Consider the following 20,364-nt stretch of genomic DNA (forward strand, 5'->3'; position numbering starts at 1 on the left):
CATGAACCTCTTCATGCGCTGGACCGGCATTCTGGTCGTGATCTTCATCGCCGCGCCGCTCGTCATCGTCGTCCCGATGTCGTTTTCAAGCGCGAACTCGCTGCAGTTCCCGCCGCCGGGATACTGGCTCGGCTACTACCGCGCCTATTTCACCAATCCGGACTGGCTGGTCCCGACCTGGAACAGCATCCTGATCGCCACGGCGACCACGATCCTGACGATGGTGCTGGTCGTGCCGGCGACCTTTGCGCTGGTGCGCCACAAGTTCCGCGGCAAGAGTTTTGCCGACCTGATGATGCTGATGCCGCTTGCGGTGCCGCATATCGTCATGGCGGTCGGCTATTATTCCTATCTCGGCGATCTCGGGCTCGTGCACAGCCATCTCGGCGTCATCCTGGCGCATACCTGCCTGTCGGTGCCGATCGCCTTCCTCGTTCTCTCCGCCAACCTGAAAGGCTTCGACCGCAATCTGGAGCGCGCGGCCCAGAGCCTCGGCGCCAGCCCGACGAAAACCTTCATGCACATCACGCTGCCGATCCTCAGGCCCGGCCTGATCATCAGCGCGCTCTTCGCCTTCGTGCAGTCTTTCGACGAGACCGTCGTGGCGATCTTCATCTCGGGCCGCGATGCGGCGACCCTGCCGCGCAAGATGTTCGACAGCATCCGGCAGGAGGCCGATCCGGTGATAGCGGTCATCTCGACGCTGCTGTTCTTCCTCGTGCTGATCGGCATCGCCGCCCCCTATTTCGTCAGCGCGCTTCGCAGCCGCGCTCCCAAGCCGAGCCGGCCCGCCGGCGCACACTGATCCCAAGGACTTTCCATGAGCTATCTGCAACTCTCCAACATCACCAAGACCTACGGGCATTTCACGGCGCTCGACAATGTGAGCCTCTCGGTCGACAAGGGGGAGTTCGTGACTTTCCTCGGGCCGAGCGGTTCCGGCAAGACGACGACCCTGATGATCATCGCGGGCTTCGAGAAGGCGAGCGCCGGCACGGTCGAGGTCGGCGGGCAGTCGATCTCGCAGCTCGCGCCGCATGAGCGCAATATCGGTATCGTTTTCCAGAACTACGCACTTTTCCCGCACAAGACGGCGGTCGAAAACGTCTACTTTCCGCTGCAGATGCGCGGCGTCGGCCGCACCCAAGGCCTCCGCCAAGCCGAGGACATGCTGTCGCTCGTCGGCCTCAAGGGTTTCGGCCATCGCCATCCGAAGGAGCTTTCCGGCGGCCAGCAGCAGCGCGTGGCGCTTGCCCGCGCGCTCGTCTTCGAACCGTCGCTTCTGCTCCTCGACGAGCCGCTCGGCGCGCTCGACAAGAACCTGCGCGAGCAGATGCAGATCGAGATAAAGCGCATCCAGCGCAGCCTCGGCGTGACCACGATCTTCGTCACGCACGACCAGTCGGAAGCCATGTCCATGTCCGACCGCATCGTGGTCTTCGAGAAAGGCCGGATCGAGCAGGCAGCCGCGCCGCTCGACATCTATCATCGCCCGCAGACCTCTTTCGTCGCGGCTTTCATCGGCGAGAGCAACCTCATCCCGGCGACGATCACCAGCGCTGCGGGGAAGACCGCCGAGAACCCGGCGCTCGGCGCGTTCGACTATGCGGGCGGCGAGGCCCTGTCCGACGGCCAGAAGGTGACGCTGCTGATCCGTCCGGAGCATATCAAGCTGTCGCGCAATCCGATCGAAGGGCGCAGGAACGTCCGCATGACGGTCGAGACGATCGTCAACTACGGCGACAACGCGCTGGTGATCGGCCGGGCAGGGGAGGTGGCGATGCGGGTCCGCGTGCTCGGCGCCGACGTGGTCATCATCAAGGAAGGCGAAGAGTGCTGCATAAGCTGGACGCCGGATTCCGTCTTCGTCATCACGAAATAAGGTGTCTGCCATGACCCAGGACTTTTCCTCGATCATCCAGCGCTTCGGCGTCGGCAAGCGCGGCAGCCTCGCCGTCGTCCACCAAGGCACGGGTTACTTCGCCTGCACGCCTCAGGCGCCTTACGACGGCTCGCTGAGCACCGCCGAACAGGCCCGCCAGCTTCTTGCCAAGGCAGAAGGACGGCTTGCCGAGATCGGCAGCTCGAAGGAAGGGCTGATCTTCTGCGCGATCATGCTGGCGGACATGGACGATTACGCCGCCATGAACGAGGTCTGGGACGAGTGGGTCTCCGGCATCTCTCCGCCGGCACGCGCCTGTTTCGAGGCGCGGCTTGCAAGCCCGGACCTGAAGGTCGAGATGATCATGGTTTGCGCCGCCAAAGCGGCGTGATCACGCCATGACGGCTTCGATGAGGAACGGTCTCTTGCGGCCGAGCGCGCCGGTATAGAGCTTCACGAATTCCTCGACGGTCGTGGCGCGGCCGGATTCGACGCCGAGGCCTTTGGCGAGCGAGCACCAGTCGAGCTTCGGCTGGTCGAGGTCGAGCATCTTGCGGGCGTTCACGCCGAAGGAGTTGACGCCGACATTCGCCATCTCGCCCTGCAGGATTTTGTAAGCGTTGTTGGCGAAGACGATCGTCACCACGTCGAGCTCTTCGCGGGCCTGCGTCCAGAGGCCCTGGAGCGTGTACATGCCGCTGCCGTCCGCCTGCATCGCCACAACCTTCCGCTCGGGCGCGCCGATCGCCGCACCCGTCGCGAGCGGAATGCCGATGCCGATCGAGCCGCCTGTGATCGGCAGATGATCGTGCGGATGAAGGCCGGGGGCCAGCGCGGAATGCTGGCCGATCGAGGTCAGCGCCTCGTCGATGACGATCGCGTTTTCCGGGAGATGGCGGGCGATCGCAAGGCTGATCGCATCGGGCGTCAAGGCGCCGCCGGTGACCTGGATGTCGTTCTGCCGGAAGGGATTGCGCGCGAAATCGGCATTCGGCCTGACGCCCAGCTCGTCGGCCAGCGCGTCCAGGACGTTCGCGAGGTCATGCTCGTGTTCGGCAAGCTGGATGACCTCGCAGGAGGGAGGCAGCGTCGTGCTCGGTTTGCCGGGATAGGCGAAGAAGGTGACGGGCCGCGGCCCGCCGATGCAGATCGCCACCTCGAATTCCTTCAACGCCTCGACTGCGAGCTCGATATTGTAGGGAACGGGCCGCACCAAAGGGCGCCCGGCGCCGCGTGCGCTTCTGGCCGAGGAGGTCGAGAAGAGGGCGGCCCCGGTGGCGGCGGCGATCCGGCCGGCCGTTTCCACCGGCTTTTCGCGCATCGCCCGGCCGGCAAGGATGATGACCGTCCGCTTGCCGCTGCGCAGTGCTGCGGCGGCGGCCTTCAACCTATCCGGATCGACGGACGGCGGCGCCGGGATCTCCACGGGGGAAAGCGTTTCCGGCGAGACCTCGCCCCAGGCGGCATCGGCCGGCAGGATCATCGTGGAGACGCCACGCCGGGCGATCGAGGCCGCAAAGCCTTCCTCGGTGCAGCGGCGGATGTCGTGAGCGCCGGCGGCGCGCCCGACCCAGTGGGACATAGGCCTTGCCAGGCTTTCGATGTCGCTGGTAAGCGGCGCGTCGTATTGCAGGTGATAGGAGGCGTGGTCGCCGACGACGTTGAGGATGGGCGTGCGGGCGCGCCGGGCGTTGTGAAGATTGGCAAGGCCGTTGGCGAGACCCGGTCCGAGATGGAGAAGCGTCGCGGCCGGCTTGTCCGCCATGCGGGCATAGCCGTCGGCCGCGCCGGTGACCACGCCCTCCGAAAGCCCGAGAATGCAGCGCATCTCCGGCTTGCGGTCGAGCGCCGCGACGAAGTGCATTTCGGACGTGCCGGGATTGGCGAAGCAGACGTCGACGCCGTTCATGCGCTTTTCCCTTCCTGGTTTCGCCTTGTTGCTTCGGTGAGCCGGTCAGGCTGTCGCTGAAGCGGCCGTGTCGGAAAACGCGGCCTCGATCGAGGCTTCGAGAATGTTCAATCCTTCCTCGAGGACATCCCATTCGATCGTCAGCGGCGGCAGCAACCGGATCACGTTGAGCCGCGTTCCGCAAGAGAGCAGGATGAGGCCGCGGGCTTCCGCTTCGGCGACGATCCGGTTGGTCATCGCCGGGGATGCGGCTTTCGACTGGCGATCCTCGACCAGCTCGAACGCGACCATGGCGCCGAGCCCGCGCACCTCGCCGATCCGCTCCATGCCCTGGCGCGCGGCAATCGAGTTGAGGCGGTCGGTGATCCTGCGGCCGACTTCGGCGGCCCGTTCGCAAAGCTTCTCGTTTTCGATCACGTCAAGCACGGCATTGGCGGCGGCGACGCTGAGCGGATTGCCGGCATAGGTGCCGCCGAGCCCGCCCGAATGCGCTGCGTTCATGATCTCCGCCCTGCCGGTGACGGCCGACAGCGGGAAGCCGCCGGCAAGGCCCTTCGCCATGGTCACCAGGTCGGGCTTGACGCCCGCATGCTCGAAGCCGAACATCTTTCCCGTGCGGGCCATGCCGGCCTGCACCTCGTCGGCGATCAGCACGATCCCGTATTTGTCGGCGATCTCGCGAAGGCGGACGAGGAATTCCTTCGGCGCGACGTTGAAGCCGCCTTCGCCCTGAACCGGCTCGACGATGAAGGCTGCGATCCGCTCCGGGTCGACATCGGCGGCGAACAGGCGCTCAAGGCCGGCGATCGCTTCTTCCGTGGACAAACCGAGATAGGGGTTCGGGAAGGGCGCATGATAGATATCGGCCGGGAAGGGACCGAAATTCTTCTTGTAGGGCATGACCTTGCCGGTCAGCGCCATGCCGAGCATGGTGCGGCCGTGAAAGGCGCCGGAAAATGCGACGATGCCGGCGCGGCCGGTATAGGCTCGGGCGATCTTGACGGCGTTCTCGACAGCCTCGGCGCCGGTTGTCACCAGCATGGTGCGGTTTTCCGCACCGGTCGGCGCGATTGCGTTCAGCCGTTCGGCGAGCTTCACATAGCCTTCGTAAGGTGCGACATGGAAGCAGGTATGGGTGAAGCGCTCGGCCTGTTCGGCGACGGCCTTCATCACCACCGGATTGCGATGGCCCGTATTGTTGACGGCGATGCCGGCGGCGAAATCGATGAAGCGCTTGCCGTCCACGTCCCAGAGTTGGGCGTTCAGCGCCTTCTCCGCGAAGATGGCGCGGGTGCCGACCCCGCCCGCCACGGCAGCCTTCTGACGCGAATGGAGATCACTGGAAACGGTCATCGCAATATCCTCTGATGTCGATGACCAAGCTATATCTCTGCTCATTATTTTGAGCAATAGGGCGATCCGAGGAATTACAGGTAGGGCGGAGAGCAGGCGGAGATGACGATCGTGCGGCGATCGGAGAGGTTGCGGAAGCGATGCGGCACGCGGCTGTCGAAGAGATAGGCCTCGCCGGCTTTCAGCACGCGGACTTCCTCGCCGACGGTGACCTCCAGCTCACCTTCGACCACGTATCCTCCTTCGGACGAGGCATGCTGCAGAGGCGTGTCCCCGGTATCCGCATTCGGTTCGTAGACCTCGTGAAGGATCTGGAGGTTATGCGCCCGCGCGTCGCCGATCTGCCGGAACACGAGAGTTCCGTCACCGCCGGAAATGGGTGAGGCAGCGACTTTCGACGTCAGATCGACGAGTTCATGCGCCGAGAAGAACGGACCTTTCGGGGGGCTGCGCTCCGGTTCGAAAAAGTCGCCCATGCCGACGCCGAGGCCGTTCAGGATCTTCCGCAATGTCGCGACGGAAGGGCTGACCTTGTTGGTCTCCACATTCGAGATCTGGGCATGCGGCACGCCCGCCCGCTCCGCAAGCTGACGCTGTGAAAGGCCCGCTGCCAGACGCATGGCGTTGAGCCGCGCGCCGATATCGAATGTCTGATCCATCTGCATCATCCCGGCTTCCGAAGACCGGTTATGCCGTGGATGGCCCGGATGATCAACTGGCTCATATTTTGAGCGGTATGGCTGGTGTCATGGCGACCGGCATGATCGGCCTTGGCACGGCTTCCTCCTACCGGAAATGCAGCGCCACCGGCTTGCCGTCGAGGACCTCGACCGGCATGCGGAAGCCGAACACGGCTTCGAGGACATCCGGGTTCAGGAGATCCGCAGGCGCTCCGTCGGCGATGAGGCGGCCGTCCTTCATCGCGACGATCCGGTCCGCATAGGCGCCCGCCTGGTTGATGTCGTGCAGCACGATGACGATCGTCTTTCCCTTTTCGTCGGCGATCGCGCGCAGGGACCGCATCAGCCCGCGGGCATAATACATGTCGAGATTGTTGAGCGGCTCGTCGAGCAGCAGGTAATCGGTGCCCTGGCAGAAGGCCATGGCGACGAGCGCCCGCTGCCGCTGGCCGCCGGACAGCGTCTCGATGAAGCGGTCGGCGAGATCGGCAAGGTCGAATTGCTGCAAGGACTGCTCGACGATCGCCCGATCCTCTTCGGTGAGCCTGCCCCGGCCATGGGGAAACCGCCCGAAGCCCACGAGTTCGCGGACCCGCAACCGGCTCGCAACGATCGAATCCTGCCGCAGGATGGCGATGACCTTCGCAAGTTCCCGGTTCGGCGTCGTATCGACCGGGAGGCCGTCGATGGTAATGCTGCCGTCCTGCAGCGTCTGCAGCCGCGAAATCAGCGACAGCAGCGAGGATTTGCCGGCGCCGTTGGGTCCTACGAGGGCGGTTATGCCGCCCTTCGGGATGATGAGGGAGATGTCGTGCAGGATCTTCGCCGGGCCATGCCGAAACGAAACATTCTCTATCCGGATCATTTGCGGCTCCCGAGAATGAGCAGAAGAAGGAAGACGAGCCCGCCGGCAAACTCGATGACGACGCCGAGCGTCGAGCTGTTACCGAGGGCGTGCTGGAAAAGCGTCTGGCCGCCGACCAGGATGAAGACGGCCATCAGGGCGGTAGCCGGCAACAGCACGGCATGGCGCCGCGTATCGACGAGGCGTTCGGCGACGGCGACGACCAGCAGACCGAGGAAGGCGACGGGTCCGACGAGCGCGGTCGAAACAGCGACGAGGGCAGACACAAGCAATAGCAGGCCGGTGACCGTCCTTGCCCAGGCCACTCCCAGCCCGGTTGCGGCATCCGGTCCCAGAGCGACGATATCGAGAACGTGCCTTGCCCTCCAGGCGATCGCGGCGCCGACGAGGGTCAGCGCGGCCGCGAAGACGAGGAGGTCGGTGCGCACGTCGTTGAAATTGGCGAAGCTCGCGCCCTGGACGACGGCGAAGTCGTTGGGGTCGATCAGCCGCGCGAGCAGCGAATGCAGGCTGCGGAACAGCACCCCGAAGATGACGCCGGCCAGCAGCATTAGGCCCATGTCCACACGGCGCCGAAGCATCGGCAGCAGCAGGCCGGTCGCAAGCGCCATCAGCACCAGCACTTCGCCGCCGAACTTGAATTGGGGGTCGAGCGCGGCATAGCCCATGCCGCCGAGCAGGAAGACCAGCAGTATCTGACCGAAAAGATAAAGCGCGTCGAGCCCCATGATCGACGGCGTCAGGATACGGTTGCCGGTGACGGTCTGGAAGATCACCGTCGAGACGGCGATCGACACGCTCACCTGCAGAAGTGCGGCAAGTTTCGCAGCGCGCAGGCCGAGCACGAAGCCGAGATTGCCGCGAAGCCCGATCGTCATGAAGGCGGCGACGCATAGGAGGGCGGCCAGGCCGAGATAGAGGAGGCGGCGGTCAGGCATGGGCCGGGCGGCGGAAAAGGAGCCAGAGGAAGATGAGGCCGCCGACGACGCCCATGACCGTGCCGACCGGGATCTCATAAGGGTAGCGGAGCAGCCGGCCGAGGATATCGCAGCCGAGCACGAGTGCCACGCCGCTCGCGGCGACGACGGGAAGCGTGCCGCGCAGGTTGTCGCCCATCAGCCGGGAGACGATGTTCGGCACGACGAGGCCGACAAAGGGGATCATCCCGACCACGACAACGCCGAGGGCCGATATAATCGAGACGATGAGGAGCCCGAGCTGCATCATGCGGGCGTAGTCGATGCCGAGGCCGATGCTGGCGTCGCGGCCGAGCGTCATGATCGTCAGGCGGTCGGCGATGAACCATGCGACGGCGACCATGAGCGCGCCGATCCACAGAAGCTCGTAGCGGCCGCGCAGCACGCCGGAAAAATCGCCATTGGTCCAGACGGCAAGATACTGGAGGAGATCCGCCTGCCAGCCGATGAAGGTGACCGCCGCGCCGATGACACCGCCGTAGACGAGGCCGAAGAGCGGTACGAGGAACGGCTGGGTCGGCGGCAGCCGGTGCGCGGTCATCAGGAAGACAGACGTGCCGAGAAGGGCGGCGGCACCGGCCGCAAGGCTCTTGAGGGCGAGGCTTGCCGACGGCCAGAGAAGCGTGGCGAGAAGGATGCCGAGTTCGGCGCTCTGGGCGGTTCCCGCGGTGGACGGCTCGACATAGCGGTTGCGGGCCAGCGTCTGCATGATGAGGCCCGCGATCGCGAGGCCGGCACCCGCGAGGATTGCGGCCAGGGTCCGCGGCAGGCGGCTCACCAGCAGAAGCTCGAGAGCGTCTCCGTCGGAGAGCAGGCGGCCGAGGGGCATATCGCCGACGCCGACGAAGAGGCTCAAAACGAAAAGGATCGCGAGCCCGAGGCCCGCGACCGCCGCCGTTCCGAATGGATGCTTTGCGGTTGCGGCGCTCATTCGGCGGCAGCGAAGGCCTCCGCGACCGTCGCCATGACGCGCTGCAGCGACTGCACGCCGCCGGCGGCGATGTAGAATTCGGCGGCCGGCAGGTAGACGACCTGGCCCTTCTTCCAGGCCGTCGTCTGGGCGACCAGTTCGTTGTCCAGCGTCGCCTTGGCGCCCTGTTCGCCGGAGCCGATGGCGGATGCCCGGTCGAGCACCAGCAGCCAGTCGGGATTGGCGTTGCGGATGAACTCGAAGGAGACTGCCTCCCCATGGTTTGCGGCCTCCACATCGGGGACCGCCGGTGGCAGGTCGAGGGCCTCATGCACCCAGCCGAAGCGCGAGCCGGGGCCGTAAGCCGTGACCTTCGGCCCGTTGGTCATGACGATAAGGGCCTTTCCCTTGCCGGCGACGGCTGCCTTTGCGGCCTGGAGCTGGGCGTCGAGCTCGCCGGCGGCCCGGACGGCTTCGTCTTCCTTGCCGAAAAGGATGCCATAGGTCGTGAGCCTCTCCTTCGCCTGTGCGATCAGGTCGTCGCCGTTCATCGTCATGTCGATGGTCTGCGCCACCTGCGCGGTCACGTCCGCCTTGGTCGAGGACCGGCCGCCGACGATGACGAGGTCCGGGCCAAGGGCGCTCAGGGCTTCGAGATCGGGCTCGAAGAGATCGCCGACGATTTCGGCGCCCTGCTTGAGGTCCTCCAGCTGCGAGACGAACAGCTTTTCCGGCACGCCGGCCGGCTTGATGCCGAGGCGATCGAGCGTGTCGAGTGCGGCGATGTCGAAAACCGCGACCGTTTCGGGCGTTTCCGCGATCGTGACCGGCCCCTTGGCGGTCGAGATTTCCGCCGCGTCAACGGCGATTGCCGAAACCGCAAAAGCGGCAAATGCCGCGATCATCCTCAAATTCATTCCGTCACCGTCTCCTGGATATCATTCGGCCGAAAAGCAGGCATCAAGCGGCCTGGTCCAGCGTCTTCCATTGCAGGCCTTCCAGATTCTCGCGGAAGGCGAAGCGCACGAGATGCCTTTCGATCACCGATTTCGTCTCGGCGAGCTGGTCCTCGTCGGCGGCCGTGGCCAGGATTTTCAAGCCGGTGTCGTCCGAATCGAGGATGGCGGTGCCGCAGGAGAAGCGGCACTCTCCATGGTTTTCCGAATAGGAGGTCTCGATCTTGTGCGCGAAATGCTTGCACAACTGGGTGAGGTATTTCTGGCCGTGTTCCGTGTGCCATTCCGCAAGCGCCTGAAGCATGGTCGCATTCCTTCTTGAATTTCACGCTCCACTTATACTCGCCGGACGGCGCCGCACAATCGAAAACCGGAAGAGGTGCTGCGATATGAAGCAGCACCTCCGCCCGCCACCGTCAGAACGTCGCCTTCGCCGTCAGGAGGAAGCTGCGGCCGGGCTCGTAGAGCGGATTGACCGTGCCGAATTCCTGACCGTAGGTGGCGCGGTTGGCATAGGTTTCGTCGAAGACGTTCTTCAGTTCGGCCCGGAAGGTGAAGTTCGGCAGCGTTTCCGGCTTCCACTCGGCGAAGATGTTGACCACCTCATATGCCTTGTAGGCAGGCGTCCCGGCCACGACGTGATCGTATTTCGGTGCGAGCTCGATATCGCCGCCGATCGTCAGGCCCCAATCCGCGAAAGTATGCGCGGCCGTAATGGTGATGATGTCGCCGACCGGCGTCGCAAGATAGTTGCCGGCATCGGAATCAGCCGGAGCATCGTCGATATCGACGTCGATATGGGCGTATTTGATCTTTACGTAGCTGTTCGTCCACTCGTAGCCGACGCCGATCTCGAAGCCTCTGGATTCCACATCCCGGCTCTCCACCGCTCCTCCGACCGGTGGGTTGTAGCTGGCGTCACGGGCGTTGAAGATGTCGGTCCGGAAGACGCTGGCCTCGGCAGTGAAGCCTTCATATCTGGCTTCGAGGCCGAACATGTAGTTGTTGGCGGTGACGACGTCCGGACCGTCCGGCCCGTAGTCCCATGCGGGGTTGATGATGAAGTTCTCGGCAAGCGGTATGCCGGCCCAGACATGCGAGAAGCCGGCCTTGGCGGTCAGGAAATCCGTCAGGTCGTATTCGCCGGAGATGTTGGCGCTGAGACCGCCATGGTCGAACTCGGACCCGTCGACGCCGGTGAACCATTGATGATCGGCGCGCGCGCCGAAGGAAAGCCTCGTCCGCTCCCAGGGTTCCAATCTCGCCTGGGCGTAGATGCCGACATTGCTCGCCTTTTCGCGCCCGGAATCGGAGAAGCCGAGCACCGTGCTCTCGGCATCGAGTTTGGCGCGGTCACTGTAGAAGTCGACGCCCGCGACGATGTTGCCGATGTCGAACGAGAACTTGTTCTCGAACTTTCCGTTGAAGCTCGAGGTCTCGCCGATCGACGGATAGGTCGTGGGGATCGACGGGGGAGGGCAGGCGCGCGGGCAGGCATAACCCAACGTCTCGACCTCTGTCGCGCTGTAGGCCAGCATGATCGTCGGGTCCCACCAGCCTTCGGGTGACGTATCCGTATAGGTAAAGACGGTATTCTGACGGTCTATCCTGAGGTCGCGGATACGCGGTTCCCAGGTCGGGCGGCCGGGAATCTCCCCGATATTCGGCCGGAACGGGCGAGGCGCGTCGTCGACGACCCGGTCATGGCTGATCTCGAAGCGGTGACCCTCTTCGGATTCGTAGGCGATCTTGCCGAGACCGCTCAGGAGATCGGTGCTCGTACCACGCACCTCGTCGCCGTTGCCGGCATGGAAGTTGTTGCCCTTGCCGAAGGTGAAGTAGCCGAGGAACTCGAATCCGTCGTGCTGGCCATAGGCGGAGAGGCCAGTCGTCACCGTATCGCTGTTGAAGTTATAGGTGGAGGTCACGAAGCCGCCGATCGACTGGCCGGGCGCCAGGAGGTCGATCGCATCCTTGGTCTCGTAGTTGATCGCGCCGGCGAGCGCGCCGGGCCCGGCATCCGCCGGCGCAATCCCGGCATCGACATCCACGGCCTTCAGGATCGACGGATCGATGAGGTTGGTGGCGTTGTGGTGGAAGACCTTGTTGTTCTGGCGGGCGCCGTCGATGCTGACGGCGAGATTGGTTTCCTCGACGCCGTGGACATAGACCTTCTGCGACATGGGAAGCGAGCTGCCGACCTGCACGCCGGGTTCTTCCCGGAAGACGTCGGCAAGATCGGTCGGATTGATACGTTCGAGCTGTTCCGGACCGATGACCGTTTCGCCGATATCGCCTTCCGCGCCCGGCTGGCCCTGCAGGACGATCGGCTGGAGCGTGGTTGCGCCCTCAGCCGGAACATTTCCCGCGGCGCCTGCCGGTGCGCCGATGACCGCCGTGCCGTTGGCGATCCGATAAGAGACGCCGGTGCCGGCTAGCAGGCGGGCGAGCGCCTGGTCGGGCGTGAGATTGCCGCTGACCGCCTGCGCGCTGATGCCGCGCGACGTGGAGGCGGCGAGCGTCACCTGCAGGCCGGACTGGCGGCCGAAGGCATTCAGAGCCGCGGCAAGCGGCTGGGCCGGGATATCGAAGCTGCGCGTCGCGGTCTGCGCCATGGCGGGAGAGGGGAGGGAAGGTGCTGCGAAGATAGCGGCCGTCGCCACCGTCGCCATCAATCTCAAGGCGATGGCCCTCCGCCTGCGCTTCGTCCGAACTCCGCACGTCACTCCGCTTACCGGCAAAATCATCCGCCCCGTCTCCTGCTACGCTTTATCCGCCAAGGCCCCCCGGCCTGCGTTCAGCGTTAAGACGACCGCGCCCGGCGCTTTTTTCACGGGCGCCGGAAAAATTTCGGAAAATTTTAATCGCCCCTAAAAGAGGGCAAGCACCCGGAGATAGGGCGAGATGCGGTGCACTTTGCCGCCATAGGGCTGGACAAGCGCTTCGAGCGCCCTATCCGGGTCGGACAGGTTATAAAGTCCGGTGACGCGGCGGCCGGCGAGATCGCCGCTCGGAATGCTGATCCAGGCGGGGTGGTAGCGCTGCAGCTCCTCGACCACGGAGGCGATGGTCACGTCGTTGACGAACAGCCGGCCGTGCCGCCAGGCGGCCATGTCTTCCGGCGCCAGTCTGCCGCGCGATATCCGGCCGTCGTCGCGGCGGACCGTCACCGTGTCCCCCGGCGAAAGCTCGAACGTATTCGGTGCGCTATCCACGGTGAGGCCGACCACGCCGCGGGCGAGTTCGATCGTGGTGTCCTCGGGCGTCATGCGGACGTCGAAGGCGGTGCCGAGCACGGTCACCTTCACTCCGCCCGCCGTGACGACGAAGGGGCGGGTCGGATCGTGCTTCACGTCGAAGAAAGCTTCGCCGGCAAGCAGCGTCACGTGCCGGGATCCGCCGGTGAAATCCGTGTCGATCGCACTCGCCGCCCCGAGTTCGACCGTGCTGCCGTCCTTGAGCGTGACCGTGCGGAGCTCGGCCGTCGCCGTTTTGAAATCCGCCTGGTAACGGAGGAGAAGGGAAGGGCCGGCCAGCGCCAGCACAAGACAGGCCGCCAGAGCCATCGCCGCGCCGACGCCGAAAGCGCGCCGCCGGCGGCGGGCGGCCACGGCCTTCGCCTGCCGGCCCGGACGCCAGAGGTCCTCGTGGATGGGCGTCGTCTCGCCCATCAGTTCCCAGGTCTTGCAGGCCTTCAGCCAGGCCTCCCGGTGCGCCGGCGACCGGTTGAGCCAGACGGCGAAATCGCCTTCGTCGCCCGCCGCACGGGACGCCCTGAGGCGCAGGAACCAGTCCATCGCCTCTTCGAGAATGTCTTCGTCTGTTTCGCCGTTGCGTGCCAAATCGTACCTGCTTCGGATGTCCCGTCGCTTCTATCCGAATTTTTCTTCCATGCGTAGGAACGATTGACGCGTGCGGATTTTTCGTCGGCCGCGACTGTTCAGGAATTTTTTCTATCGAGCGCCGTGGCGATCTTCACCATGGCGGTGCGCACATGGCGATGGGCGGTCGCGACCGAGATGCCGAGATGGTCGGCGACGCCTTCGAGCGTGTAGCCGCCGAAGCGGTACATTTCCACAGCCACCTGGATCTCGTTCGGAAGCGAGGCAAGCACGCTTGCCGCGATGCGCACCTCGTCGCAGAACATCACCGCCTGTTCGGGCGTCTCGGCCGACTGCGGCATAGTCCAGAAAGGCGGATCCTCCGCATGCCCGCGATGCTCGATCCTGCGGCGCTTCAGCACGTCGAAGGAGAGGTTGCGGACGATGCGGTAGAGATAGGCAACCTTCTGGCGTGCCGATTCCGTCGTGGTCCTGCCGGGGGCGAAACGCAGATAGGCTTCCTGCACGATGTCTTCGGCGGCTTCCCGAGAGCCCAGGATACGCGCTGCGTAATCGACCAGGGCCGACCGGTGGGCGAGATAGAGGCTGTGTCGGTTGTCTGCTTCCAAAGTCATCTGATTGGAATATCGGGTTTCGTCCAATATGCAGCCATCCACGCGCCGAAACGCATCAGAGCTGAGTTCGTGATACGAATGACACGTCCGGATCGTCCGCCATGCCGGACGCATATCTATCATCAAAAACTTGATGGCAATAGTCATATTATGATGACAATGGAAAAGGCATATCCTCCCGCCGCTGTTGCCGGGAACTGCATCAGCGGCGGGGCATAGGCAGGAAGAGCGAAGCGGTCGCCTGGATTGCGTTCACCCTGCGGCTCTTTTGAGCGCGGTGACGGGTGCTGCGACGTTCCGGTCGCACCACAGGGCGAAGACCTCTCCGAGCCTGTCCTTCAGCTTCCGCTCCAGGCGGTCGGCCTCGTCCAGCCGTTCGAATACCGCGTCCGCCTGCTCCCTGTCGCCCGTCTGGCCGAGCTTCATGCAGGCATAGTGAAGGCCCTTCAACGACTGGACGAGCGCTTCGATCTCCTCGCACCATGTCTCGAATTCCGCCGCCGGCAATTTGAGGGCGCGCCAGAAGAAGGCGAAGCCGTGCTCATAGGCATATTTGCGAATGGTAATGACCGGCAGTTCGCGCACCGCCGCCGCAAGGTCCGCAAGCGTCAGGCCGTCGCGGCCTTCGAGATGGGCGGCGACGATATCGCGGACGGCATCGACGATCGGATTCCTGTCTGCGATGAAGCAGGCCTCGAAATAGGCCTTGATGTCTTCCGCGTCCGGTTTCCGCGCCTCAGCGTTGTCGAAGACGTAACCGCCGCCGACCGTCGGCTGCATGATCGCGTGGATCACCTTCTCCCGCTCGATCTCGCCTTCCCAGCGGTAGTCCGGATCGTGCACGAACCATTTCCGGGGATCGGCGGTTTCCTGCAGCATCAGGTAATGCGGAAAGGGGTTCTGGTTGAACTTGTTCTCCCGCTCGGGGAGGTGGAACATGTCGAGCATGACCATGACCGAACCGGTATCGGCACGGGTCTTCACCAGATCGAGAAGCACGGCGAGGTTTTCGAGCTTGGTTTTTCGAGGGTCGTACCATTCGCGGACGGTGACGCCGTAGAGCCGCTGAAACCAGCTCCGGAAGAACTCCTGGGTGATTTCCGGCGAATGGTAGAGAAGCTGGAAGCGGTCGCTGACGGTGAATTTCGCGTCCCAGACACCGAAATAGAAAGGCCGCTGATCGAGGCTCTGCCGCTTCAGCCCGTCGCAGACGCAGCTCACGAAGCAGTGCACCTTGATGTCGTAATAGGCCTCGCCATGCACGCCTTCATCCGTGGTGCCGCCGGTCAGGGGGAAGGAGGGAACGGTCGCGGCGGTGGGTTTCGGCACGTAGAGCGAAACCAGGTCGGCCACGGTCTCGATCTCCTGCCGGGCGATCGCCTCTTCGGGCATGGCGAGGCCGTATTCGAGCTCCAGATTGAGGAAGATCTGCAGGATCAGCACGGAATCGAGGTAAAGATCCTCGTTGAGGCGAGCCTCCGGACCGAAACCCTGCATATGCGCATGCGCCATGTGCTCGGAAAGCACGGTCCGGATCGCATCGAGAACGTCTTCGCGTGTCATGAGGCAACTCCTGCCGCCGTTGTGCTGAATTCGCCCGCCGCATGGCGGGCCGCCACGTCGCGGCGGCTGATCTTACCGTTCGCCTGGCGGGGAATTTCGGTGACCTGGATCATTTCCATCGGCAGTTGATGGCTGGCGAGATGGCGGCTGCACCATTCGCGGATGTCCTGCGCCGGAACCGGCCGGCTGGCGCTGTAGAGGAGCGCCACCCTTTCTCCTGCAAAACGGTCACTCTTGCGGAAGGCGACGGCATCGGTGACGGCCGGCATTGCCATGACGGCGTCCTCGACATCCTTGGGATAGACGTTGAGGCCGGAGACGTTGATCATGTCGTCCATGCGCGACACGAAGACCAGCATGCCGTCTTCGCGGCGGTAGCCGAGATCGCGGGTATGGATCGCATCGCCGCCTTCGCTCTGCACGACGATCTCGCCCGTGTCTTCGGCGCTCGTTCCGGTGGTGGCCGTCAGGTGCGGCAGCACGAAGCCCATGTCGCCGGCGGCGCGGACATCCGGATTGATGGCGATGCAGCCGGATTCCGAGCAGCCGTATTGCTGGAAGAGATGCTCGCTCTTGGCGCGGATCTGCGTGAACCACGGGTCGGGCAGCAGGGTGCCGGAGGTCATGGCCGCGTAGAGCCGTTCTCCCTCGGGCAGAAGCCGGGAGAGCGTATGAAGGATCGCCGGCGAGGAATAGAGCAGGGGGCGATCGGTCTCGCGCAGCACCTTCAGAAGATATTTGGGATTGGCCGTCTCGACGATGACCGGCACCTGCCCGCGCTTCAGGGCGACGAGAATGCCGCAGATGAGCCCGTAGGAATGGGTGGTGGGGCAGGCGATGACCGGCGTCATGCTCTCGGGCTCGCGGAAGGTGCGCACGTAGCTTTCGACCTCGCGGTCGATCTCGTCCCAGTTCCGGGCGATGCATTTCGCGGCCCCCGTCGTGCCGGAACTCATGTGCAGCAGCCGACCGGGCTTCGGCGCCTCTTCCCGTGCGTCGAGCACTTCGGCCGTCATGCCGTTATAGAAAAGCCGGTCACAGTTCGCGGTCATCGCAAGCTTGCGGGCGGCGGCATAGGGCGTGCCCGGATGGATCGGCAGGACGCTGGCGCCGGCCTTGCGGATGGCGAAGAAAAAGGACAGCCATTCCGTGGTGTCGCCAAAGCAGACCGCGTAGCGGCCGGTACCGTCCTCGTGGAGGCCTATCTGTTCGGCGATGCGGTTCGATGCCTTGTCGAAATGGGCATGGTCGTAGAGCCGTCCGTCGATCCGGATCATGGCTTCCTCCTTCGTTCGGACGTCCTTTCGGCCAAAGCGTTGGATATCGCGTGGTGATATTCCGGCTTCAGCGCGAGGAGCTTTCGGGTGATCAGGGATTCGGTGAGGACGAGCGGGCGGTCGTGCCCGAGCTCGGCCTGGCGGCGCTGCATGCCCCGCTCGTTCGCATAGGACGCCAGCAGGCTTTCGACCCGCTGCCAGAAGCGGAATTCCGGAAGGCCGTAGCAGACATCGAGAAGATGCGAGATTTCGCTCAGGTTATAGACGAAGAGCGTGTCCATCACGAGTTCGCGGAGCGAATCGAGATTGTCCGTCCAGTAATACCGGTCCGGCTCCGCGTCGCGGTAGAGCGGGTTGATCGACAGGAAGTCGGGCGCCTTCTCGGGCTCGCGCAGGAAGCCGGGGGAGAATTCCACGCTCTCGTGGAAGTCGCGCAGGATGAGACGCGTCGGCCAGCCGTCCCGGTGCACGAGCAGCATGTTCTGTCCATGCGCTTCCACCGCGATCCCGTGCCACACGAGCAGGTGCCAGACGGGGAGAACGGCGATCTCCAGGAGCCGGTTCATCCACGGCATGAGGCCGAAGCGATCGATCCACTCGTCCGCGAATGCCCGCCCGTCCGCCTCGACCATCATCAGGGCGTTGAACGGAACGATCGCCTCGCCCGGCAGAAGCGAGGCTTCCGCATTCTCGCGCCAGATCGCCCCGATCTGGCCCGCGAGCCGCCCCTCGGCATCGCCGATGATTCCGGCATATTCCCGCAGTATGGTCAGCGGATATTCTTCGACGAAGACAGGATCGCTTTGGACGATGCCGGCGATCCAGTTCGAGAGAGGCGGCGCGGTGCAGACCGAATGCGGTTCGAGGATGCGCTTCGAAGAAGTATTGACCATGTTCATCGGGAGCTTGACGCTCGCCGCCAGCGGCCGGTCGACATTGAGCAGCGAGCGCACCGACTGGGTCGCGACATAGCGGTCCCCTATCGGCCCCAGATGATGGGCTTCGCCCTTGGCGATCCAGCCCGACAGCAAGGTTTCGCGCAGCGTCTGCCATTGCCACGGATGCAGCGGCAAAAGCCCGAATTGCTCGTTGGACAATCCAAGCTCCTGCCGCCTGGCCTGGATTTTCCCCCACGTTTCCTCGCCTAGCTCGGTAAGCCAGAAGGCATCTTCGCTGCCGGGAAGCGCCTGGCGGAGATGCTTTCGTGCGACAAGCAGCCAGACGAGCTGGAAGGCCTGACCGGTCTCCGGCCCGTAGGCCGTGTGATCGGCGATCGAGAAGCCGGTGCGCGCTTTGTAGCAGGGATGGTAGGGGTGCCCTTCGTCCAGCGCGCCTTCCAGCTCCGTAAAGCTCATGCGGCGGCGGACGCGCGGCGGAAGATTATGGTGGTTCCATTCGCAGAGGGCGATCGTCTCTTCCAGTTCGCGGAGAAGCTTTCCGCGCGAAATGCCGGTGCCCGGAAGCGACGTGACGATCGCGCCCAGCGAGGCGGGCTCCCATCTGCCATCATGAGCCTGCATTTCGACGGAGGCTTCCGCGACGCGAACCCGTCCGAAAGGACCGGCCGTGCCGCGGCACCGGAACTGCCGGCCGCCGAGCGACCAATGGAATTGCCCCGGGCCATCGCCGGCACTTTCCCGCGCATCGGCGATGCCTTCGAAGAGCAGCGCCGCCACGAGCTGGCGCAGCACGCGGTCATGCGGCCGGCCCGGTGTTTCAAGAGGCAATGGCATGGCTCGTCCTCGGGGCGGCAAGCACCATCGGAACCCTCAGCGGGTTCGGAACCTGCCGGTAGAGGGTGTGGGTGCCGTCGGATTGCAGCTCGTCGATATCGAAGAGGCGCGTCGTCAGATTGGCCTTGGAGGCGATCGTCGGCAGGTCGAGGACATGCCGCGCGAACTCCTGCCCGGCCCCGGTCATCTTTTCCGCGCATCGTTCCAGATGGCCCCTGAAAGCACATAGAAGCACGCTCTCGTCGCAGAGACCGTCATGGCCCATGCGGCTGATGACCGAGAAGACCTGGTTGACGATCAGGTAATAGGCGAAGCGGTCGCGGATCTCGCTGTCCGGGAAATACAGGGAAGCGATCGCTTCCGTTTCCGGCACGTGGCCGGCAAGCAGGCCGCGATAGCGCTCGGACAGATAGAAACCCTGATTGTCCCGATAGTACCCGATGGTGGGATAGCCCGCGCCGATGTCGAGAAGGCTGTTCTGCTGATGGGCTTCCAGCGCGATGCCGTAGTCGTCATAGAGCCGGATCAGCGGTTCCACGGCGCAATCGAAATAATGCCGGAACCAGGCGAGGGCCGTATCGGATATGCTGTCGGCACGTCTGACGGCGAGCCTGCGGACAAGGCGTTCCAGCCTCGAAACGTCGCCGGGAAGCGGGTCGGCGGTCAGCGCGGCGACGGTGACCACGCCGCGCGCGCCGTCGCCCCTGAACGGGTTTTCGCGCAAAATCACCTCGAAGCCGCTCTCGTCGCGGCCGGGCATGTCGAGCGCGATATAGGCGGAATCGTGGATGATGCGGAAATTCGCCGACCGTTCGGCAAAGCCGATGCGCCGCATCAATTTTGCCATCGCCACGCCGGCTTCGAGCTCCTGACGGCGGTTGATGCGGACGGAATTGGTGATCCTGACGGGAAGCGAGAACTTGAGCATCCAGTCGGAGCGGGCGCTGTAGACCGTGCGGACGGAGGAGGTGGCGGTGAAGAGGGGACCTGCCGGGCCGATATGGCGCAGGCTGCCGCCCCGCTGCAGCGCCTGCACGTCCGGGTCGAGAAGCAGCGCTTCCGCCTGAAGCGGATGCATGGGGACGAGGCATTCATCGCTGCCGGCCTCGACATCGCTGCCGGACATGCCGAGCTGCGACCGGATGATCTCCTGCACGTCAGTCCCGCGCGCCGAAGCCTGGCGCACATGGCTTTTCCTTGCGGCAAAGTAATGGAGCCTGAATTGGCCGCGCAGTTCCGGCGCATACCGTTCCTGCTGCCAGAACGTCATGCCCTGCCGGCTTTTCGGCGTCGGATGCTGCCAATGGCCGAAGACGAGCGACTGCTCCGCCTCGATGAAATGTCCTTCGTCCTGCGGGATGGGAGAGGCTTTCTCGATATAGAGCGCCATCTGCTGGTAGCTGTCGAGAACGCGCATCAGAAGCTCGAGCTCGAACGTGCGCAGGGCATCGGTCCGGCCGTCTTCCATCTGCCGGTAGGCCTCATGGATGAGGAGGTGGAGGGCCGACATCGGCTCGGCCTGCCGCCAGGCGGCATCGGAGACCGCCCGCAGCCACAGCCTGCCGAAATGCTGCGGCCCGCAAAGGGAGGAGGAGAGGATTTCCACCCGCAGCAGCGTCTGCTGCCGCGGCAGGGACCATTCGATGCATTCGACCGATCCGGCAGGAATTCGATGCACGACCGGCGTGCCGGGATTGACCTCCCGCAGGTAGCAGTTTGCAAAACTCTGGAACGTGGCAGCTTCGGCGGCTTGCCTGGACGATTGCATGATCTCCATCCCCGGCACGCGATACAAAGGATCGC

18 protein-coding genes are annotated in these 20,364 nt (G+C 64.4%); 3 read left to right on the forward strand and 15 right to left on the reverse strand.

Going from position 1 to position 20,364, the window contains the following annotated elements:
• Nucleotide 1 precedes the first annotated feature (1 nt).
• Genes ACMGE0_RS00895 through ACMGE0_RS00905 form a run of 3 tightly spaced genes read left to right on the forward strand, consistent with a single transcriptional unit; the run spans nt 2 to nt 2,273 of the window.
• On the forward strand, nt 2-805 hold the full coding sequence (locus ACMGE0_RS00895; RefSeq protein WP_436813978.1) for an ABC transporter permease: 804 nt from the start codon (nt 2-4) through the stop codon (nt 803-805).
• A 15-nt stretch (nt 806-820) separates the two neighbouring features.
• Nucleotides 821-1,882: an ABC transporter ATP-binding protein gene (locus ACMGE0_RS00900; RefSeq protein ID WP_436813979.1), complete on the forward strand. Its 1,062-nt coding sequence runs from the start codon at nt 821-823 to the stop codon at nt 1,880-1,882.
• A 10-nt stretch (nt 1,883-1,892) separates the two neighbouring features.
• Nucleotides 1,893-2,273, forward strand: coding sequence for a RidA family protein (locus tag ACMGE0_RS00905; protein WP_436813980.1), 381 nt, complete (start codon nt 1,893-1,895; stop codon nt 2,271-2,273).
• On the opposite strand, the gene ACMGE0_RS00910 is transcribed toward ACMGE0_RS00905, so the two are convergent.
• The 15 genes from ACMGE0_RS00910 to ACMGE0_RS00980 form a co-directional block, all read right to left on the reverse strand.
• Nucleotides 2,274-3,791 (reverse strand): acetolactate synthase large subunit, encoded by a 1,518-nt coding sequence (locus tag ACMGE0_RS00910; protein ID WP_436813981.1) that lies wholly within the window; start codon nt 3,789-3,791, stop codon nt 2,274-2,276.
• Nucleotides 3,792-3,836: 45 nt separating this feature from the next.
• A complete protein-coding gene (gene gabT / locus ACMGE0_RS00915) occupies nt 3,837-5,144 on the reverse strand; it encodes a 4-aminobutyrate--2-oxoglutarate transaminase (RefSeq protein WP_436813982.1) in 1,308 nt (435 codons plus the stop codon).
• Nucleotides 5,145-5,218: 74 nt separating this feature from the next.
• Nucleotides 5,219-5,803 carry a cupin domain-containing protein gene (locus ACMGE0_RS00920; RefSeq protein WP_436813983.1) on the reverse strand — a complete coding sequence of 195 codons (585 nt, stop codon included), beginning with the start codon at nt 5,801-5,803 and terminating at the stop codon, nt 5,219-5,221.
• Nucleotides 5,804-5,930: 127 nt separating this feature from the next.
• Complete coding sequence (locus tag ACMGE0_RS00925; RefSeq protein WP_436813984.1) at nt 5,931-6,689, reverse strand: iron ABC transporter ATP-binding protein; 759 nt, start codon at nt 6,687-6,689, stop codon at nt 5,931-5,933.
• Nucleotides 6,686-7,627 (reverse strand): iron chelate uptake ABC transporter family permease subunit, encoded by a 942-nt coding sequence (locus ACMGE0_RS00930; protein WP_436813985.1) that lies wholly within the window; start codon nt 7,625-7,627, stop codon nt 6,686-6,688. The genes ACMGE0_RS00925 and ACMGE0_RS00930 overlap by 4 nt, the downstream gene beginning before the upstream one ends.
• The gene (locus ACMGE0_RS00935) at nt 7,620-8,597 is read right to left on the reverse strand and encodes an ABC transporter permease (RefSeq protein ID WP_436813986.1); all 978 of its coding nucleotides are present in this window, start codon (nt 8,595-8,597) and stop codon (nt 7,620-7,622) included. The genes ACMGE0_RS00930 and ACMGE0_RS00935 overlap by 8 nt, the downstream gene beginning before the upstream one ends.
• Nucleotides 8,594-9,493: a siderophore ABC transporter substrate-binding protein gene (locus tag ACMGE0_RS00940; RefSeq protein WP_436813987.1), complete on the reverse strand. Its 900-nt coding sequence runs from the start codon at nt 9,491-9,493 to the stop codon at nt 8,594-8,596. Before ACMGE0_RS00940 ends, ACMGE0_RS00935 begins: the two co-directional genes overlap by 4 nt.
• Before the next feature lie 43 nt (nt 9,494-9,536).
• Nucleotides 9,537-9,836, reverse strand: a complete 300-nt coding sequence (locus ACMGE0_RS00945) for a DUF2218 domain-containing protein (protein ID WP_436813988.1) — start codon at nt 9,834-9,836, stop codon at nt 9,537-9,539.
• A gap of 112 nt (nt 9,837-9,948) precedes the next feature.
• The gene (locus ACMGE0_RS00950) at nt 9,949-12,204 is read right to left on the reverse strand and encodes a TonB-dependent receptor (protein WP_436814492.1); all 2,256 of its coding nucleotides are present in this window, start codon (nt 12,202-12,204) and stop codon (nt 9,949-9,951) included.
• A 198-nt stretch (nt 12,205-12,402) separates the two neighbouring features.
• Nucleotides 12,403-13,374, reverse strand: coding sequence for a FecR family protein (locus ACMGE0_RS00955; protein ID WP_436813989.1), 972 nt, complete (start codon nt 13,372-13,374; stop codon nt 12,403-12,405).
• Nucleotides 13,375-13,472: 98 nt separating this feature from the next.
• Entirely contained in the window at nt 13,473-13,988 is a 516-nt protein-coding gene (locus tag ACMGE0_RS00960; protein ID WP_436813990.1) for a sigma-70 family RNA polymerase sigma factor, read from the reverse strand.
• Nucleotides 13,989-14,240: 252 nt separating this feature from the next.
• Nucleotides 14,241-15,551 carry a DUF6005 family protein gene (locus ACMGE0_RS00965; RefSeq protein ID WP_436813991.1) on the reverse strand — a complete coding sequence of 437 codons (1,311 nt, stop codon included), beginning with the start codon at nt 15,549-15,551 and terminating at the stop codon, nt 14,241-14,243.
• A complete protein-coding gene (locus ACMGE0_RS00970; protein WP_436813992.1) occupies nt 15,548-16,828 on the reverse strand; it encodes an AMP-binding protein in 1,281 nt (426 codons plus the stop codon). Before ACMGE0_RS00970 ends, ACMGE0_RS00965 begins: the two co-directional genes overlap by 4 nt.
• On the reverse strand, nt 16,825-18,561 hold the full coding sequence (locus tag ACMGE0_RS00975; protein ID WP_436813993.1) for an IucA/IucC family protein: 1,737 nt from the start codon (nt 18,559-18,561) through the stop codon (nt 16,825-16,827). Before ACMGE0_RS00975 ends, ACMGE0_RS00970 begins: the two co-directional genes overlap by 4 nt.
• On the reverse strand, nt 18,545-20,329 hold the full coding sequence (locus ACMGE0_RS00980; protein ID WP_436813994.1) for an IucA/IucC family protein: 1,785 nt from the start codon (nt 20,327-20,329) through the stop codon (nt 18,545-18,547). The genes ACMGE0_RS00975 and ACMGE0_RS00980 overlap by 17 nt, the downstream gene beginning before the upstream one ends.
• Nucleotides 20,330-20,364: the final 35 nt, after the last annotated feature.

Source organism: Neorhizobium descurainiae, from assembly GCF_051400715.1.
Lineage (GTDB): Bacteria > Pseudomonadota > Alphaproteobacteria > Rhizobiales > Rhizobiaceae > Neorhizobium.

What these genes read in the sequence shown, in the direction of transcription:
- ACMGE0_RS00895 (WP_436813978.1), top strand. Translation starts at nt 2, where the DNA reads ATGAACCTCTTCATGCGCTGGACCGGCATTCTGGTCGTGATCTTCATC.
- ACMGE0_RS00900 (WP_436813979.1), top strand. Translation starts at nt 821, where the DNA reads ATGAGCTATCTGCAACTCTCCAACATCACCAAGACCTACGGGCATTTC.
- ACMGE0_RS00905 (WP_436813980.1), top strand. Translation starts at nt 1,893, where the DNA reads ATGACCCAGGACTTTTCCTCGATCATCCAGCGCTTCGGCGTCGGCAAG.
- ACMGE0_RS00910 (WP_436813981.1), bottom strand. Translation starts at nt 3,791, where the DNA reads ATGAACGGCGTCGACGTCTGCTTCGCCAATCCCGGCACGTCCGAAATG.
- gabT (WP_436813982.1), bottom strand. Translation starts at nt 5,144, where the DNA reads ATGACCGTTTCCAGTGATCTCCATTCGCGTCAGAAGGCTGCCGTGGCG.
- ACMGE0_RS00920 (WP_436813983.1), bottom strand. Translation starts at nt 5,803, where the DNA reads ATGGATCAGACATTCGATATCGGCGCGCGGCTCAACGCCATGCGTCTG.
- ACMGE0_RS00925 (WP_436813984.1), bottom strand. Translation starts at nt 6,689, where the DNA reads ATGATCCGGATAGAGAATGTTTCGTTTCGGCATGGCCCGGCGAAGATC.
- ACMGE0_RS00930 (WP_436813985.1), bottom strand. Translation starts at nt 7,627, where the DNA reads ATGCCTGACCGCCGCCTCCTCTATCTCGGCCTGGCCGCCCTCCTATGC.
- ACMGE0_RS00935 (WP_436813986.1), bottom strand. Translation starts at nt 8,597, where the DNA reads ATGAGCGCCGCAACCGCAAAGCATCCATTCGGAACGGCGGCGGTCGCG.
- ACMGE0_RS00940 (WP_436813987.1), bottom strand. Translation starts at nt 9,493, where the DNA reads ATGAATTTGAGGATGATCGCGGCATTTGCCGCTTTTGCGGTTTCGGCA.
- ACMGE0_RS00945 (WP_436813988.1), bottom strand. Translation starts at nt 9,836, where the DNA reads ATGCTTCAGGCGCTTGCGGAATGGCACACGGAACACGGCCAGAAATAC.
- ACMGE0_RS00950 (WP_436814492.1), bottom strand. Translation starts at nt 12,204, where the DNA reads ATGGCGACGGTGGCGACGGCCGCTATCTTCGCAGCACCTTCCCTCCCC.
- ACMGE0_RS00960 (WP_436813990.1), bottom strand. Translation starts at nt 13,988, where the DNA reads ATGACTTTGGAAGCAGACAACCGACACAGCCTCTATCTCGCCCACCGG.
- ACMGE0_RS00965 (WP_436813991.1), bottom strand. Translation starts at nt 15,551, where the DNA reads ATGACACGCGAAGACGTTCTCGATGCGATCCGGACCGTGCTTTCCGAG.
- ACMGE0_RS00970 (WP_436813992.1), bottom strand. Translation starts at nt 16,828, where the DNA reads ATGATCCGGATCGACGGACGGCTCTACGACCATGCCCATTTCGACAAG.
- ACMGE0_RS00975 (WP_436813993.1), bottom strand. Translation starts at nt 18,561, where the DNA reads ATGCCATTGCCTCTTGAAACACCGGGCCGGCCGCATGACCGCGTGCTG.
- ACMGE0_RS00980 (WP_436813994.1), bottom strand. Translation starts at nt 20,329, where the DNA reads ATGCAATCGTCCAGGCAAGCCGCCGAAGCTGCCACGTTCCAGAGTTTT.